The following is a 15,560-nucleotide window of genomic DNA, read 5'->3' on the forward strand; positions in this document are numbered from 1 at the left end:
TAGCCGCTAAAGTTTATGACGTGGCAGGCGGACGTCGCACGGCGGGTGTGCGTCCGGCTGCGCCGCCGCGACGTCACATCCCACCTCGCCGCCAGCTGGCTCGGGCCCCAGTAGGCGCTGGAAGAGCATGTGGTCCTGTCGTCGCCCGGCGATCTCGAGGTACGGGCGCGCGACACCGATCTCCTCGAAGCCCAGCCGTCGGAGCAGCCGCTGAGAGGGCTCATTCTCGAGCAATGTCGCCGCTTCCATTCGTCGCAGCCTGTGGGTGTCACGGCCCTCGATGACGACCGCGCCGACTGCCCGAGTCGCCAACCCTCGACCCCGTTCGCCTTCGTCGATCCAATAGCCGAGCCGGCCGTTCTGGAAGGCTCCTCGTTCGACGGCGCCGATATTGATCAGGCCGGCGACGACGCCCGCACGGTCGATGAGATAGGGATACGCGGCATCCCGCTCGCGCGCTTGCAGCCGACGCACGAGCGCCTCCTGCGGCGCCGCGTCGGCGAAAAACTCCTCCGACCGCTCCGGTTCCCAGCGCGCGAGCGCGGTCCTATTGCGCCGACGGATCTGGGCGCAGCGGCCCCGTCCCACCGGGAGTTGAGCCGGCGAGCGAGAGCGCGACGCCCGATCACGAATCGACGGAGTTGGCGTTGCGGCGCCGGGAGAGATCGAGCATGGCCTCCATCGCTCCGGGCAGGTCGGCCTCGTGCCCACTGGTCTGTGTCGCTGCTAAGGGGATGGCCGCGCCGATGAGGATGCGGCACATCGCGGGGCGGCCCTCGTGGATGACGGGCACCGTCACGACGTCGACGCGATTGAGTCCGGCCAGTTGTGCGGCATATCCGAGCAGCGCATCAGCCACGGCATCGGTCGTCGTGATCGATGACGATGCGTACATCAGGTCGTGCATGCCACACGCCTGCACGCGCATGCGACACGCCCGGGCGCGCATCGGGGAGGGTCGGGAACGTGCTTCCCCCTTGCGGGCAGGCGGGAGGGGGAGGAGCGTCGGAGGTCACCAGCACGCGCGGTCCCCCCGGAGCCCTCGCCTTCCGACCCTTCGGACATTCCGGTGGCCCGCGCGCGCACGGGAGGAGCCCATCATGGGCAAGTTCACCTTCGAGAACACGATCAAAGCCGAGTTCGAGGATCGTCTGCTCGCGCACCTGCAGCAGGTCATCACGTCCAAGCTCCGGCGCGACGAGTGCTTCCTGTTCACGTGGAAGGAGGACATCAGCGTCGGCGGCAAGCGCACGTCGGTGTGGGTCCACCGTGGCGCGAACCTGGTGTTCAAGTTCCACGGCGGCCGCACGCCGGCGATCAGTCCGGCGTGGTTGCAGGCGTTGACCTACACCGCCAACGGCCCGCACGGCCTCTACGTCGTCCCTGAGCCCGACGCCCGCCAGGTGGAGCGCCTCCACGCCCCCCAGGAATCGATGAAGTTCGCCATCGCGGACGCCGACGGATGAGCGACACCCGACGAGCGGGTCGCACCGACGACGCGGCGCAGCTCAGTGGGTGTGGGCGCCGGCGAGCTTGAAGCCGAGGCGGCCGTGCGCGTAAGCTCCGCCCGCCTTCAACGCGGTCGTGACCCATGCCGCTTCCGCCAGTTCGGCCTCGGTCGCGCCGGCGGCGACCGCCTTCTGCGAATGCGTGTCGATGCAGTAGACGCACTGCGTCGAGATCGCCACGGCGAGCGCGATCAGCTCGCGGTACTTCAGCGGGATGGTGCGCCCCTCCGCGGCGAAGACCGCGCCGTCGAACGCCGCGAACGCGGCCAGCACATCCGCCGTGTGCTCCTTGTAGACACGGGTGTAGGCGCGGTCGGCGGGGTCGTAGAAGTGCTCGCTCATGTGTTCCTCTCCGGATGCAGCGGCGCGGTCCCGCGGCGCGAGCGAGCCTAACCGCGCGCCCGCACGCGTTACGCCGCGTGACGAGACCCGTCGGCGGATGACGCGCGCCCGACCCGCCCGGAGGGGGCTGCAGTACCGTGTGCAGGTATGCGCACTCCGCCGGCGACAGGAGAGGGATGAGCTCGATGCCCAGCGCGCACGGCGCCGTGTCGGCGCATCCGTTCGACCTCCGTGAGCGCGCGCGCCTCGACCGCCCCGAGAGCCGCAAGTGGAGTCTGCATCCCGGTGCGATCGGAGCCTGGGTGGCGGAGATGGACTTCGGCATCGCGCCGCCCGTGGCGGACGCGCTCCATCGCGCGATCGACGAGGAGACCCTCGGCTATCTCTCCCCGGCGCTGGCGGCCCGGCTCGGGGAGGCGACCGCGGAGTGGATGCGCGACGCGTACGGCTGGGGGATCGACCCCGAGCGGGTGCATCCCGTGTCGGACGTCATGGCGGCGCTCGGCGTCGCCGTCACCGAATACGCGCCGCCCGGCTCGCCCGTCATCGTCCCCACCCCGGCGTACATGCCGTTCCTGACCTACTTGCCGACGCTCGGCCACCCGGTCGTCGAAGTGCCGGGCATCGAGACGGACGGTCGCTGGCACCACGACCTCGAGCGCATCGACGACGCGTTCGCGGCCGGCGCGCGCGCGCTCGTGCTGTGCAATCCGCACAATCCGACCGGCACCGTGTTCGAGCGCGAGGAGCTCCTCGCCATCGCCGCCGTCGTGGAGCGCCACAGCGGGCGCGTGTTCGCCGACGAGATCCACGCGCCGCTGCGCTACGACGGGCGACCGCACGTGCCGTACGCGTCGCTCTCCGACGCGACGGCGGCGCACACCATCACGGGGACGAGCGCCTCGAAGGCGTGGAACCTTCCGGGACTGAAGACCGCGCAGCTCATCACCTCCAACGACGCCGACCAGCGCGTCTACCGCCGGTTCGGCTTCGCAGTGCAGCACGGTGCGTCGACCCTTGGCGTGGTCGCATCCACCGCCGCCTACCGCGAGGGCGGACCGTGGCTGGAGGAGGTGCTGCGCTACCTCGACGGGGAGCGCCACGATGTGGGCCGCCTCCTCGCCGAACACCTGCCGGCGGCCGGGTACCGGGTCCCGGACGCGACGTACATCGCGTGGATCGACACGTCGGCGCTCGGCATCCCCGGGTCGCCGGCGGAGTTCTTCCGCGAACGGGCGGGGGTCGTGCTGACCGACGGGCGCCTCCTCGGGCGGGGCTACGACCGCCACGTGCGGCTCGTGTTCGCCACGCCGCGGCCGATCCTGCGCGCCGCGATCGAGCGCCTCGGGGATGCCGTGCGTCAGAGGGGGACGTCATGAGCGACCAGCCGGACGAGCGCCACGGCTTCGAGACCCGGCAGATCCACGCCGGGGCATTCGTCGACGCCGAGGCGTTCGCACGGGTCACCCCGATCTATCAGACGGCCGGCTACGTCTTCGAGGACTTCGACGACGGCGTGGAGCGATTCGCGGGCCGCAGCGGCCGCCGGGCCTACTCGCGCAACGACAACCCGACGAACATCGTCGCCGGTCGACGTCTCGCCGACCTGGAGGGCGGCGTCGACGGCATCCTCGTCGCGAGCGGCCAGGCCGCGATCGCCGCGGCGCTCTTCGCCCTCGCGTCGGCGGGCGACCACATCCTCACGACGCGCAGCCTCTACGAGGGCACGCGGGAGATGTTCCGCGGCGCCCTGCGCCGGCAAGGGCTGGAGTTCGAGGCGGTCGACGCGGCCGCGCCGATCGCGGACTGGCTCGCGCGCGTGCGTCCGAACACGAAGGCCATCTACACCGAGTCGATCCCGAATCCGCTCGGCGACGTCGTCGACCTCGAGAAGCTCGGGCAGGTCGCCGACCGCGCCGGGATCCCGCTGGTCGTGGACAACACCGTCGCCACGCCCTACCTGTGCCGACCGTTCGAATGGGGCGCGCACGTCGTCATCCACTCGACCTCGAAGTGGCTGGCCGGCCACGGTGCCGTGATCGGCGGCGCCATCGTGGACGGCGGGCGATTCGACTGGACCGCCGCGGCCGCCCGGTACCCCCAGCTCACCGACCCGGGTGCGAACGGGCAGCCCTCGTTCGTCGAGCGCTTCGGCGCCCAGGCGTTCGGCGCGTACGTGCGGTCGGTGATCGTGCTGGAGTACGGTCCGACGGTGCCGCCCACGAGCACCTTCCTGCTGCTTCATGGCATGGAGACGCTCTCGCTGCGGATGGAGCGCCACGTCGCCAATGCGCAGCGCGTCGCCGAGGCGCTGCGCGCGCATCCGGCCGTCGCGGCCGTGCACTATCCGGGGCTGGCGGACAGCCCCTACCGCTCCCTCGCGCAGAAGTACCTGCCCGACGGCGCCGGATCGATCGTCGCGATCGATCTCGTCAGCGGGCGCGAGGCCGCACGCACCTTCCTCGACGGCCTGCGCCTGGTCAGCCAGATGACGCACATCGGCGACGTGCGCTCGCTCGCGATCCACACCGGCAGCACAATCCACGGCAAGCTGTCGGAGACCGAGCGACTGTCCCTCGGCATCACACCGGGCCTGGTCCGGCTCTCCATCGGACTCGAGCGCGCGGACGACATCGTGCGCGACCTGCGCCGGGCGCTCGACGCCGTCGCGCCCGCCCGCTGAGAGGGTCCGCGCGCCCGCGCCCTGCGGCATCCGCGTTCACATTTCGACGCATTCCGACGCTTCCCGCCATGCGAGCGAAGCGCGCCGGTGTCCTGCCGCATCGCGGGAAAACACCCGGCCGCGTCCCGATTTCGGCGCGTTGGCGAGCCCCTCTCGCTACGTGTGCGGAAGCCCGGATGCAACGTGCCGTCACATTCGGCCGCCACCGTCGTGGCGCCCTCCGGCGCGTCCCTACTGTGGGGGCCACCCCTCGCCCCGACCTCTGGGAGAACGATGCCCGGCCCCCTGATCTCCGCCGACGAGCTCGCCGAGCTCATCGCATCCGGCGCGCCCGTCCGGCTGCTGGACGTGCGCTGGCGCCTGGACCGCCCCGACGGGCTGCCCGCCTACCTCGACGGCCACATCCCCGGCGCCGTCTACGTCGACCTCGATCACGAGCTCGCCGACGACGGCGCCTCGCCGCTCGAGGGGCGCCACCCGCTGCCGGCCGGCGAGGCGCTGCAGCGCGCCGCGCGCCGGTGGGGCATCCATGACGGCGACACCGTCGTGGTCTACGACGACCTCAAGTCGCTCTCGGCGGCCCGGGCGTGGTGGCTGCTCACCGACGCCGGACTCGCCGACGTGCGCATCCTGGACGGCTCGCTGCGCGCGTGGACGGCGAGTGGACGGGAGCTCGCACAGGGCGAGGAGCACGTCGAGCCCGGGTCGGTGTCGCTGCATCCGGGCCATCTGCCCGTGCTCGACATCGACGACGCCGCTGAGCTCGCCGGGTCGGGCATCCTCCTGGACGTGCGCGCCGAGGAGCGCTACCGCGGCGACGCGGAGCCGATCGACCCGCGCGCGGGTCACATCCCCGGAGCCGTCAACCTGCCCACGACCGGCAACGTCGACGCCGACGGCCGCTTCCTCGATCCCGACGCCCTGCGCGCCCGCTTCGCCGCGGCGGGCGTGCAGCCCGACGCGACCGTGGGCGTCTACTGCGGGTCGGGTGTGACCGCGTCGCACGCTGCGCTCGCGCTCGTCCTCGCCGGCTACCGCCCGCACCTGTACCCCGGCTCGTGGAGCCAGTGGTCGAACCACCCCGACCGCCCCGTGGCGGTCGGATCGGAGCCCGGCGCGCCCGCCGCTCGAAAGGAGCACGCATCATGACCGTCGAATTCATCAGCGCCATCAACACCCGCCCGGGAGACGAACTCAACCCGGTCCGCGGCGGCCGGCCGCTCGATCCTGCCTACCTGCGACGCTACGCACGCGTGCTCGAGGACGCGGGTTTCGACTACACCCTCGTTCCCTACGGCAGTGCCGGCGCCGACTCGTTCGTCGTGGCTACGGCCGTCGCCACGCAGACCGAGCGCCTCACCCCGATCGTCGCGGTGCGACCGAACACGGTCTACCCGACGGTGGCGGCGCAGCAGCTGGCCACGCTCAGCCAGGTCTCCGACGGGCGCGCGGTCGTGCACATCATCTCGGGCGGCAGCGACGCCGAGCAGGCGCGGCAGGGCGACCACCTCTCGAAGGACGAGCGATACGACCGCTCGGAGGAGTGGATCCGCATCGTGCGCCGCGCATGGACGGAGCCCGAGCCCTTCAGCCACGCGGGTCGCTACTACCGCTTCGAGGACTTCGGGCCGGGGTTCCGGCCGTACGCCCCCATCCCCATCTCGGTGGGCGGATCGTCGGCCGCGGCCTATCGCGTCGGCGGTGCCGTCGGCGACATCTTCGGGCTGTGGGGCGAGCCCCTCGCCGACACGCGCGAGCAGATCGAGCGGGTGTACGCCGAGGCCCGCGCTGCGGGCCGCAGCGACCGACCGCGCATCTGGGTCACCTTCCGCCCCATCGTCGCCGAGACCGACGAGCTCGCATGGGAGAAGGCGCACCGGCACGTCGGGCGTGTCGCCGAGACGTACGCGAACGGCGGGCTGGTCCCGTTCCGGCACGACCGCGCACAGCCGCAGAACGTCGGCTCGCAGCGTCTGCTGGATGCGGCCGCCCGCGGCGAGGTGCACGATCGCGCGCTGTGGACCAAGCCCGCCGCGGTCACGAACGCCGCGGGCGCCTCGACCGCGCTCGTCGGCAGCTACGAGACCGTCGCGGCGGCGATCCTCGACTACGTCGACCTGGGCGCCGACCTCATCTCCATCCGGGGCTACGACAACCTCAACGACGCGATCGACTACGGCCGCTACATCCTGCCGCTCGTGCGCCAGGAGCTCGCCCACCGTGAGGCCACCGGCCAGCGCGGCCAGATCGTCGCCCAGCCTCCCATCGCGGAGGGCGTGCGCGCATGACCGGCCGAGCGTCGGCACTGGCCTTCCCCGGACGGCTCACCGCCGCGGAACTGACCGAGGTGACGGCCGCCCTCGCCGCGCACGCGGCTGAGCACGATCAGGACGGGTCCTTCCCGTGGCCGGGCGTGCGGGCGGCGCACGACGCGGGCCTGCTCACCGCGTCGGTCGGGCGCCGCTTCGGGGGCCGCGGCGTCACCGCGGAGGAGACCGTCGCGGTCTTCCTCGCCCTCGGCGAGGGCGACCCCTCGGTCGCGCTCCTGGTGGCCATGACCCAGCTCCAGCACGCCCTGCAGGATGCGGCGGACACCTGGCCGACCGAGCTCTACGAGCGGGTGCTGGCCGAGTCGCAGGAGCGTCCGGTGCTGCTGAACGCGGTGCGCGCCGAGCCGGAGCTGGGCGCTCCCGCGCGCGGCGGGCTGCCCGCCACGACGGCGCATCGCGTCGCGGACGGCTGGCACGTGGTGGGACGCAAGGCGTTCGCGACGGGCTCGGAAGGGCTCGCGTACCACCTCGTGTGGGTCGTCACCGACGAGCCGGAGCCGCGCGTCGGCCACGTCATCGTGCCCGGCGACGCGGACGGCGTCGAGGTGGTGCGCACGTGGGACCACCTCGGCATGCGGGCGAGCTCCACCCACGACGTCATCTACGACGTCGTCGTGCCGCTCGAGAACTTCGCCGGCGCGCCGATCGGCAGCGTGCGCAACAACCCGCCGCTGACCGGTCCGCTGTCCCTCGCGGTGCCGTCGCTGTACGTCGGGGTCGCGCGCGCCGCTGCGGCCGCGTTCGTCGCGTTCGCTCGCGAGCGCGTGCCGAGCTCGCTCGGCCGCCCGATCGCGACCCTCGAGCGCATCCAGACCGTCGCCGGTGAGGCGCACGCCCAGGTCCGCTCGGCCGAGCTGACCCTCGCGGCGCTCGCCGCCGACATCGACCACGGCCGGGTGCGCGCCGACGACCTCGCCGTGGCCAAGCTGCTCACCTCGCGCGCCGCGATCGCCGCGGTGCAGGGCATCGTCGCCGCGATCGGCAACCCCGGACTCACGCGCGCGCGTCCGTTCGAGCGGCACCTGCGCGACGTCCTGTGCGCGCGTCCGCATCCGCCCCAGGACGACGCGGCGCTCCTCGCCGCCGGCCGCGCCCTCCTTCTTCCCGCTCCTGCTTCCGCACAGCTCTCGAAAGGCCCCACACCGTGACCACCCTGCACCGACGAAAGCCCGCGATCGCGATCGCCGGCGCCCTGGCCCTCCTCGCCCTGAGCGGATGCGCCGGCACGGCGACCGGCGCGTCGCCGACCGGCGCGGCCGGAGATCCCGTCGCCGGCGGCGAGCTGACCGTGGAGTTCTGGCCCGACAACGCCGCGTTCGCGTGCGTCGACCCGTTCCAGACGTACTGGATCGAGAGCCGCCAGGTCATCCGCAACGTCGCCGACTCGCTCACCGATCAGGACCCCGAGACGGGCGAGATCGTGCCGTGGCTCGCGACGTCGTGGACGGTGAGCGACGACCAGCTCACCTATACGTTCGAGCTGCGCGACGACGTGACCTTCAGCGACGGCACGCCGCTGGACGCGGCCGCGGTCGTGCGCACGTTCGACAGCGCCCAGGAGACCCTCGCCGCAGTGCCCGGCGCGTACGGCGGCGTCTACATCGCCGGTCTGGACACCGCCACAGCGCTGGACGAGCACACCGTCCAGGTGCAGTTCGCCACGCCCAACTCGGCGTTCCTGCAGGGCACCTCCACGACCAACCTCGCCATCCTCTCCCCGGCCTCCTACGACGCCACGCCGGCCGACCGGTGCCTGGGGAAGTTCGTCGGGTCCGGCCCGTTCGTGCTCGACGACTACACGCCCGGCGAGGGCATCGACCTGTCGCGCCGCGACGGCTACGACTGGGCGAGCTCGCTCAACGCCCACGAGGGCGAGGCGTACCTCGACGCCGTGCACATCAACTACGTCGCCGAGGACAGCGTCCGGGTAGGCAACCTGACCAGCGGGGCGAGCGACGTGGCCTGGCCGCGGAACCCCTTCACGCCCGAGGACCAGGCGCTGCTCACCTCCAGCGGGGCCCAGCTGCACTCGCGGCCGCTGCCGGGCGTCTCCTACTCGCTCTTCCCGAACGTCGCGGACGGCAAGGTGCTCTCCGACCCGCTGGTGCGTCAGGCGCTGCAGAAGGCCATCGACCGGGAGACCTACGCCACGACCATCTACGGCGACGACTACCCCGTGGTCGCGGGGGCCTACGACTCCACGACCCCGTTCTTCGGCGCGCAGGACGACGCGCTCGCGTACGACCCGGAAGGCGCCGCAGAGCTCCTCGACGAGGCGGGCTGGACCCTCGCGGACGGCGCGACGTACCGCACGAAGAACGGGCAGCAGCTGACGATCGTGCAGCCGATCACCGCCGAGACGCCGGGCGACGTGCTGCTCCAGGACCAGCTCAAGCAGGTCGGCATCGACTTCGAGCTGAAGGTCTACCAGGCCTCAGATCGCGCCTCGATCATCTCCGGCGGCGACTACGACGTGCTCGCGACCTACTACACGCGTGCCGACCCGTCGGTGCTGCAGTGGATCATCGACGACCGCTACGCCTCGTCGAAGGCGTTCGCGCAGAACGCCGCCGACCCCGAGACGGCCGCGCAGATCCAGTCCCTGTTCGACGCCGGGATCACCGACATCGACCAGGAGGCCCGGACCGACGCCTATGCGCGCCTGCAGGCCCTGCTCGTCGACGACGGAGTGACGTTCCCCGTGTTCGAGCGCGTGCAGTACGCCGCCACCGCGCCGTCGGTGCAGGGCTTCCGCTTCACGAGCGAGTCGTTCCTGTCGTACTACGACATCTGGAAGACCGAGGGCTGAGCATGGCCTGGTACGTGCTGCGCCGAGTCGGCCAGGCCGCGGTCGTCCTCTGGGCGGCCTACACCGCGACCTTCGTGATCCTGCACGTGCTGCCGAGCGACCCCGTCGCGCTGCAGCTGGCGGCCAACAACGTCGAGATCGACTCGCTGACACCCGAGCAGCGCGAGGTCGCGGAGGCACGGCTGGGACTGGATCGACCCGTGTGGCAGCAGTACCTGGGCATGCTCGCGGGCGTGCTGCGCGGCGACTTCGGCACCTCGTACGCGAAGCAGGTGCCGGTCGCTCAGCTGCTCGGGGAGCGGCTGCCGGCGACGGCGACGCTGAGCGGCGTCGCGGTGCTCATCGCGCTCGTCGCCGGCGTGGGCCTGGCCCTCCTCGCCGTCCGCGTCCCGCGGGGGCCGCTGGCCGCCCTGCTGCGACGGCTCCCCGCGGTGGGGGTCAGCGTCCCGAACTTCTGGATCGGCCTGCTGCTGATCCAGGTGTTCGCGTTCACGCTCGGCTGGTTGCCGGCGATGGGCTCGATCGGTCCGCAGAGCTACGTGCTGCCCGCGATCACGATGGCCGTCCCGACCTCCGCGGTGCTCGCCCAGGTGCTCATCCGCAGTCTCGACGACACGCTCGGCGAGCCGTACATCGCCACCGCGCGTGCCAAAGGGCTCAGCCGCGGAGCGGTGCAGCTGCGGCACGCCTTCCGCAACGCCGCCCTTCCGACCCTCACGATCCTCGGGCTCCTCGTCGGCGCGACGGTGACCGGATCGATCGTCGTGGAGACGGTCTTCTCGCGGCAAGGGCTCGGCCGCTTGGCCCAGGAGAGCGTGCTCGCGCAGGACGTGCCGGTCGTGCAGGCGATCGTCGTGCTCGCGGCGAGCGCCTTCGTCCTGGTCAACCTCGTCGTCGATCTGCTGTATCCCCTGCTCGATCCCCGCATCGCCCGCACCCCGAGAGTGAGCCGCGCATGACCGAACTGCTCCTGGAGGCTCCCGCCCCGGCACGCGATCGCGTCGCCGTCGAACGGATCGCGCGCGGACGCCGGCCGTGGCACGCCGTCGTGCGCCCCGGCGTGGCGCTCACGCTCGCCGTCGTCGCGTTCGCGGTGCTCTCGGCGATCGCTCCACAGCTGTTCGCGGTGTACGACCCGACCGCGACCGCGCCCCTGGACCGCCTGCAGCCGCCGAGCCTCGCGCACCTGTTCGGCACCGACGAGCTCGGCCGCGACCTGTTCTCGCGCGTCGTGCACGGCTCGGGGCTCACGATCGCCGCGACCGCGCTCGCCGTCGGGCTCGCCCTCGTGGCGGGGCTCGCCCTGGGCGTCGTGTCGGGCTTCGTCGGCGGCGTCGTGGACGCCGTGATCATGCGGATCGTCGACGTCTTCCTCGCGATCCCGGGTCTCCTGCTCGCCCTCGCGATCGTGACCGCGCTCGGGTTCGGCACGATCCCGGTGGCCGTCGCCGTCGGCATCGGGATCATCCCCGGCTTCGCCCGCACCACGCGCGCCGAGGTGCTGCGCGTGCGTACCTTGCCGTACGTCGAGGCGGCGCGCGTCGGCGGCGCATCGTGGGGCCGGATCCTCCTCACCCACATCCTCCCCAACTCCTGGGGCCCGGTCGTCGTGCTCGCGGTCCTGGACGTCGGGGCCGCGATCCTCGCGGTCGCCTCGCTCAGCTTCCTCGGCTTCGGCGCGGCTCCGCCCGCCGCAGAATGGGGGACGCTCATCGCGGATGGCCGGGACTATCTGGTGACCGCGCCGTGGGTGTCGCTCATCCCCGGCCTGTTCGTCGCCGTCGTCGTGCTGTCCCTGAACCACCTCGCCAAGACGCTCGAGGAGGCGCAGCGATGACCGAGCCCGTGATCGACGTCGCCGACCTCGTCGTCGAGTACCGCCGCGGTGCGCGGACGACCCGCGCCCTCGACGGCGTCTCGTTCTCCGTCGCGCCGGGGGAGCGGCTCGCCATCGTCGGCGAGTCCGGATCGGGCAAGACCACCGCCGCCCTGACGCTGCTCGGGCTTCTTCCGCCGCAGGCGCGGGTCGTCGCCGGCCGCGCACGGGTGGGCGAGGCGGACCTCGCCACCGCGCCCGAGCGCGTGGCGCGTCGAATCCGCGGGCGGACCGTGGGGCTCGTGCCGCAGGACCCGACCGTGTCTCTGAACCCGACCCAGCGTGTCGGCCAGCAGGTGGCCGAGGCGGTGCGCCTGCGCGGCGTGCGCGGACCGCTCGTCGACGTCGCCGTGCTCGACGCGCTCTCCCAGGCGGGCATCGACGATCCGGCGGTGCGCGCGCGGCAGTACCCGCACGAGCTGTCGGGCGGCCTGCGTCAGCGCGTGCTCATCGCCATCGCGCTCGCGGGCGACCCGGAGATCCTCGTCGCCGACGAACCCACGAGCGCCCTCGACGTCACGGTGCAGAAGCGCATCCTCGACCACCTCGACCGCCTCGTGCGCGAGCGCGGCATCGCGCTCGTGATCATCACGCACGACCTCGGGGTCGCCGCCGACCGGGCCGATCGCATCGTCGTGATGTCGCAGGGCGAGGTCGTCGAGACCGGTCCGGCGCGCGACGTGCTCACCGCGCCGCGGCACCCGTACACGCGGCGTCTGCTGGCCGCGGCTCCAGCATGGCGATCGGCGCCGCCGCGTGCGGCACGCGCGCCGGCGCGTCCGGTGGTGGAGTGGATCGGAGCGACGAAGGACTTCGCCCTGCCCCGCGGCGGGAGCGCGCCCTCGATCCGCGCCGTGGACGACGTCACCCTGACCGCCCATGCCGGGCGCACGCTCGCCGTCGTGGGCGAGTCGGGCTCGGGGAAGACCACCCTGCTGCGGCTCGCCCTGGGCGTCGAGACGCCCTCGCGTGGCGAGGTCCGCTTCGACGGCACCTCGCTGACGGGCCTCGGCTGGCGTGAGGCCCGCCCGCTGCGCCGGCGGTTCCAGCTCGTGCAGCAGAACCCGTTCTCCTCGCTCGACCCGCGATTCACGGTCGGACGCAGCATCGCCGAGCCCCTCGTCGCGTTCGGGATCGGCGATGGTCGCACGCGTCGTGCGCGCGTGGCCGAGCTCGTCGATCTCGTCGGCCTGCCCTCGGACGCGGCCCGTCGCCGGCCCGCCGAGCTCTCGGGTGGGCAGCGTCAGCGCGTGGCCATCGCCCGGGCGCTCGCGATCGAGCCGGAGGTGATCTATCTGGATGAACCGGTGTCGGCGCTGGATGTGTCGGTGCAGGACCAGATCCTGCGCCTGCTCACGCGCCTGCAAGACGACCTCGGGGTGTCGTACGTCTTCGTGTCGCACGACCTGAGCGTCGTCGCCGAGATCGCGCACGAGGTCGCCGTCGTGCACCGAGGGCGCGTGGTCGAGCACGGGCCGGCCGCCGAGGTGCTCCAGCGGCCGCAGCATCCGCACACGGCCGCGCTGCTCGAGGCGGTTCCCGGCAGAGCGCTGGGGGAGGCCGCATGAGCCGGTACATCGTCATCGGGGCAGGCGCCGTCGGCGGCGTCCTCGCCGCGCAGTGGTCGCTCGCGGGCGTGCCGGTCGTCCTCGTCGCCCGTGGCGCGGCCTACGACGCGATCCGCGCGCGCGGACTGCGTGTGCGTCGTCCGACCGGCGACGACATCGTCCGGGTCCCCGTCGTGCCCGGCATCGCCCACGCGCAGCCGACGCCCGCCGACACGGTCGTACTGGCGGTCAAGGCGCAGGACGCGGAGGCCGCGATCGCGGCCTCCGCGTGGGTGCCGCTCGCCGACGGTCGCGGTGTCGTGGCCGATCTGCCCATCCTGACGCTGCAGAACGGGCTCTCGACGGAGGAGACGGCGCTCCGCCGCTTCCCGACGGTCGTCGGCGTGTCGATCGGGATCCCCGCGAGCCACCTCGAACCCGGCGTGGTCGTCTCGCCGGCGCATCCCGTCGTGGGAGCCGCGTGGCTCGGCGGCTACCCCGCGCCGCTTCCCGCGGAGGAGGAGCGGTATCGCGCCGCATTCGCGCAAGCCGGCTTCGCCGCCACGGTGGAGCCCGACATCGCTGCCGCCAAGCGCCGGAAGCTCCTCGCGAACCTCCGCAACGTGGTGGACGTGTTCGACGCCGACGCGGCGACGGCGGCCGTGATCGAGCGAGCACTGGCGGAGGAAGCGCGTGACATCTTCGACACCGCCGGCCTCCCTGTCGCACCGCCGTCGGACGGCGGGATTCGCCTGCAGATCGGAGACGTGGCGGGACATCAGCCGGGGCACCTGTCCACGTGGCAGAGCTTCGCTCGCGGCACGACGCACGAGGTGGATTTCCTCAGCGGCGAGATCGTCCTCATCGCGCGGAGCATCGGCGTCCCCGCGCCGCTCAACTCCGCCGTCGCACGCGCCCTCGGCGCGTGGGCCGCACGACAGGGTGCACCCGGCCGTGCGCCCCTCCCGCCCGAGCTGCGCAGAGTCGACGCCGACGCGCGGCGGCGGACCGTCGCATGAGCGGCACCATCGCGCACCCCCTCGTGCGTGCCGAACAGGAGCGGCTGCGCACGGCGGCCGCTGATCGTTCCGGGTGGCCGGGCGCCGTTCCTCCTGCGGGCGTCGCGGCCCCCACCTCCGTGGAGGAGGTCGTCTCGCTGATGCGGTGGGCGCACCGCACGGGCACCGCGGTGATCGCGCGGGGTGCGGGAACGGGGCTTGCCGGCGGCGCGTCGGGGATCGACGGCGCGCTCGTCCTGGACCTCTCCAGGATGAAGCGCATCCTCGAGATCGACGTCGAAGAGCAGCTCGCGCGGGTCGAGCCCGGCGTCATCACGGCGGACCTGGACGCCGCCGCATCCGCTCACGGCCTGCGCTACGCCCCCGACCCGGGCAGCGTCGGGATCTCCACGATCGGCGGCAACATCGCCACGAACGCCGGGGGCCTGCGCGGGGCGAAGTACGGCGTCACGCGCGACCACGTGCTGGCGCTCGACGTCGTCCTCGCCGACGGCACCCTCGTGCACGTGGGCCGGGACACGATCAAGGGCGTCGCCGGCTACGACCTCGTCGCCCTCGTCACGGGTTCGGAGGGCACGCTCGGCGTCGTCGTCGGTGCGACGCTCCGCCTCCTGCCGCGGCCCGTGCGCACGGCGACGATCTCGGCGACCTTCGTCGACATCGGCGCGGCGGCCGCCGCGGTGTCCGCCATCACCCGATCGGGCGCGCGGCCGGCGGTGCTCGAGATCATCGACCACGCGACGCTGGCAGCCATCGACGCCCTCGAGGGCACGGTGCTGAGCGCGCAGGGCGGTGCCCTGCTCGTCGCACAGACGGACGGGTTCGGCGCCGAGGAAGAGGCGCGCGTGGTCGTGGCGGCCATCTCCTCCCTCGCGGCGGCCGTGGAGTGGTCGATGGACGAGGCCGACGCCGACCGTCTGCTCTTCGCGCGACGTCGTGCCCTTCCGGCGCTCGAAGCCCTCGGTCGCCCGCTCATCGAGGACATCGCCGTGCCGCGCGGCCGCCTCGCCACGGCCGTGCAGGCGATCGAGCGCATCGCGTCGGAAGAGCAGGTGCGCATCTTCGTCTTCGGTCACGCCGGCGACGGCAACCTCCATCCGATCATCGTGACCGACACCGCCGCGCCGGATGCGCCGGTCCCCCCGGCGGCGCAGCGCGCCGCCGACCGCATCTTCGCGCTCGCGCTCGAACTGGGCGGGACGATCACCGCCGAGCACGGCGTCGGTCGGGCCAAGCGCCTGTGGGCCGAGCGCGAGCTCGGCGCGGAGGTCGTGGCGCTCCAGCGGCGCATCCGGGCCGCATTCGATCCGGTGGGAATCCTCAACCCCGGCTCGACGACCTGACCGGCACCCGGGAGGCACCGCGCGTGTGGGCGTCGCCCCCTGCCGTGTCCAGGATATCGGGGCACCGGGGGCTTGCGGCAAGGGCCCCTCGACGGGGCAGACT

Annotated in this window: 15 protein-coding genes; 12 read left to right on the plus strand and 3 right to left on the minus strand. The window is 72.8% G+C overall.

Annotation, left to right across the window (positions count from 1 at the left end; genetic code table 11):
- Window positions 1–6 precede the first annotated feature (6 nt).
- Window positions 7–588, minus strand: a complete 582-nt coding sequence (locus EI169_RS01725) for a GNAT family protein (RefSeq protein WP_164515401.1) — start codon at window positions 586–588, stop codon at window positions 7–9.
- Window positions 589–625: 37 nt separating this feature from the next.
- The gene (locus EI169_RS01730) at window positions 626–907 is read right to left on the minus strand and encodes a hypothetical protein (protein WP_125130421.1); all 282 of its coding nucleotides are present in this window, start codon (window positions 905–907) and stop codon (window positions 626–628) included.
- 193 nt (window positions 908–1,100) lie between these two features.
- On the opposite strand from EI169_RS01730, the gene EI169_RS01735 reads away from it, so the two are divergent.
- A complete protein-coding gene (locus EI169_RS01735; protein ID WP_240640545.1) occupies window positions 1,101–1,466 on the plus strand; it encodes an ATP-dependent DNA ligase in 366 nt (121 codons plus the stop codon).
- Between the two features lie 42 nt (window positions 1,467–1,508).
- Here the strand turns inward: EI169_RS01735 and EI169_RS01740 are convergent, their stop codons facing one another.
- Window positions 1,509–1,850, minus strand: a complete 342-nt coding sequence (locus EI169_RS01740) for a carboxymuconolactone decarboxylase family protein (RefSeq protein WP_125130423.1) — start codon at window positions 1,848–1,850, stop codon at window positions 1,509–1,511.
- Window positions 1,851–2,026: 176 nt separating this feature from the next.
- Here EI169_RS01740 and EI169_RS01745 point away from each other — a divergent pair, with 176 nt between their 5' ends.
- The 11 genes from EI169_RS01745 (at window position 2,027) to EI169_RS01795 (ending at window position 15,457) form a co-directional block, all read left to right on the plus strand.
- Window positions 2,027–3,229 (plus strand): aminotransferase class I/II-fold pyridoxal phosphate-dependent enzyme, encoded by a 1,203-nt coding sequence (locus EI169_RS01745; protein ID WP_240640546.1) that lies wholly within the window; start codon window positions 2,027–2,029, stop codon window positions 3,227–3,229.
- Window positions 3,226–4,533 (plus strand): aminotransferase class I/II-fold pyridoxal phosphate-dependent enzyme, encoded by a 1,308-nt coding sequence (locus EI169_RS01750; protein WP_125130425.1) that lies wholly within the window; start codon window positions 3,226–3,228, stop codon window positions 4,531–4,533. Before EI169_RS01745 ends, EI169_RS01750 begins: the two co-directional genes overlap by 4 nt.
- 273 nt (window positions 4,534–4,806) lie before the next feature.
- Window positions 4,807–5,682: a sulfurtransferase gene (locus EI169_RS01755; RefSeq protein ID WP_125130427.1), complete on the plus strand. Its 876-nt coding sequence runs from the start codon at window positions 4,807–4,809 to the stop codon at window positions 5,680–5,682.
- Window positions 5,679–6,821: an LLM class flavin-dependent oxidoreductase gene (locus tag EI169_RS01760; RefSeq protein WP_125130429.1), complete on the plus strand. Its 1,143-nt coding sequence runs from the start codon at window positions 5,679–5,681 to the stop codon at window positions 6,819–6,821. The genes EI169_RS01755 and EI169_RS01760 overlap by 4 nt, the downstream gene beginning before the upstream one ends.
- On the plus strand, window positions 6,818–8,011 hold the full coding sequence (locus EI169_RS01765; RefSeq protein ID WP_125130431.1) for an acyl-CoA dehydrogenase family protein: 1,194 nt from the start codon (window positions 6,818–6,820) through the stop codon (window positions 8,009–8,011). The genes EI169_RS01760 and EI169_RS01765 overlap by 4 nt, the downstream gene beginning before the upstream one ends.
- Window positions 8,008–9,672 (plus strand): ABC transporter substrate-binding protein, encoded by a 1,665-nt coding sequence (locus EI169_RS01770; protein ID WP_205783859.1) that lies wholly within the window; start codon window positions 8,008–8,010, stop codon window positions 9,670–9,672. Before EI169_RS01765 ends, EI169_RS01770 begins: the two co-directional genes overlap by 4 nt.
- A gap of 2 nt (window positions 9,673–9,674) precedes the next feature.
- A complete protein-coding gene (locus EI169_RS01775; RefSeq protein WP_125130433.1) occupies window positions 9,675–10,631 on the plus strand; it encodes an ABC transporter permease in 957 nt (318 codons plus the stop codon).
- Window positions 10,628–11,509, plus strand: coding sequence for an ABC transporter permease (locus tag EI169_RS01780; RefSeq protein WP_125130435.1), 882 nt, complete (start codon window positions 10,628–10,630; stop codon window positions 11,507–11,509). The genes EI169_RS01775 and EI169_RS01780 overlap by 4 nt, the downstream gene beginning before the upstream one ends.
- Window positions 11,506–13,116 (plus strand): ABC transporter ATP-binding protein, encoded by a 1,611-nt coding sequence (locus tag EI169_RS01785; protein WP_125130437.1) that lies wholly within the window; start codon window positions 11,506–11,508, stop codon window positions 13,114–13,116. The genes EI169_RS01780 and EI169_RS01785 overlap by 4 nt, the downstream gene beginning before the upstream one ends.
- A complete protein-coding gene (locus EI169_RS01790) occupies window positions 13,113–14,114 on the plus strand; it encodes a 2-dehydropantoate 2-reductase N-terminal domain-containing protein (RefSeq protein WP_125130439.1) in 1,002 nt (333 codons plus the stop codon). Before EI169_RS01785 ends, EI169_RS01790 begins: the two co-directional genes overlap by 4 nt.
- On the plus strand, window positions 14,111–15,457 hold the full coding sequence (locus EI169_RS01795; protein WP_125130440.1) for an FAD-linked oxidase C-terminal domain-containing protein: 1,347 nt from the start codon (window positions 14,111–14,113) through the stop codon (window positions 15,455–15,457). The genes EI169_RS01790 and EI169_RS01795 overlap by 4 nt, the downstream gene beginning before the upstream one ends.
- Window positions 15,458–15,560 lie beyond the last annotated feature (103 nt).

It is taken from the genome of Microbacterium sp. 10M-3C3 (genome assembly GCF_003931875.1).
Classification (GTDB): domain Bacteria; phylum Actinomycetota; class Actinomycetes; order Actinomycetales; family Microbacteriaceae; genus Microbacterium.

Bases quoted from the DNA above. Each gene is read 5' to 3' on its own strand.
- EI169_RS01730 (WP_125130421.1), bottom strand. From the start codon at position 907: ATGCACGACCTGATGTACGCATCGTCATCGATCACGACGACCGATGCC.
- EI169_RS01735 (WP_240640545.1), top strand. From the start codon at position 1,101: ATGGGCAAGTTCACCTTCGAGAACACGATCAAAGCCGAGTTCGAGGAT.
- EI169_RS01740 (WP_125130423.1), bottom strand. From the start codon at position 1,850: ATGAGCGAGCACTTCTACGACCCCGCCGACCGCGCCTACACCCGTGTC.
- EI169_RS01745 (WP_240640546.1), top strand. From the start codon at position 2,027: ATGAGCTCGATGCCCAGCGCGCACGGCGCCGTGTCGGCGCATCCGTTC.
- EI169_RS01750 (WP_125130425.1), top strand. From the start codon at position 3,226: ATGAGCGACCAGCCGGACGAGCGCCACGGCTTCGAGACCCGGCAGATC.
- EI169_RS01755 (WP_125130427.1), top strand. From the start codon at position 4,807: ATGCCCGGCCCCCTGATCTCCGCCGACGAGCTCGCCGAGCTCATCGCA.
- EI169_RS01760 (WP_125130429.1), top strand. From the start codon at position 5,679: ATGACCGTCGAATTCATCAGCGCCATCAACACCCGCCCGGGAGACGAA.
- EI169_RS01765 (WP_125130431.1), top strand. From the start codon at position 6,818: ATGACCGGCCGAGCGTCGGCACTGGCCTTCCCCGGACGGCTCACCGCC.
- EI169_RS01775 (WP_125130433.1), top strand. From the start codon at position 9,675: ATGGCCTGGTACGTGCTGCGCCGAGTCGGCCAGGCCGCGGTCGTCCTC.
- EI169_RS01780 (WP_125130435.1), top strand. From the start codon at position 10,628: ATGACCGAACTGCTCCTGGAGGCTCCCGCCCCGGCACGCGATCGCGTC.
- EI169_RS01785 (WP_125130437.1), top strand. From the start codon at position 11,506: ATGACCGAGCCCGTGATCGACGTCGCCGACCTCGTCGTCGAGTACCGC.
- EI169_RS01790 (WP_125130439.1), top strand. From the start codon at position 13,113: ATGAGCCGGTACATCGTCATCGGGGCAGGCGCCGTCGGCGGCGTCCTC.
- EI169_RS01795 (WP_125130440.1), top strand. From the start codon at position 14,111: ATGAGCGGCACCATCGCGCACCCCCTCGTGCGTGCCGAACAGGAGCGG.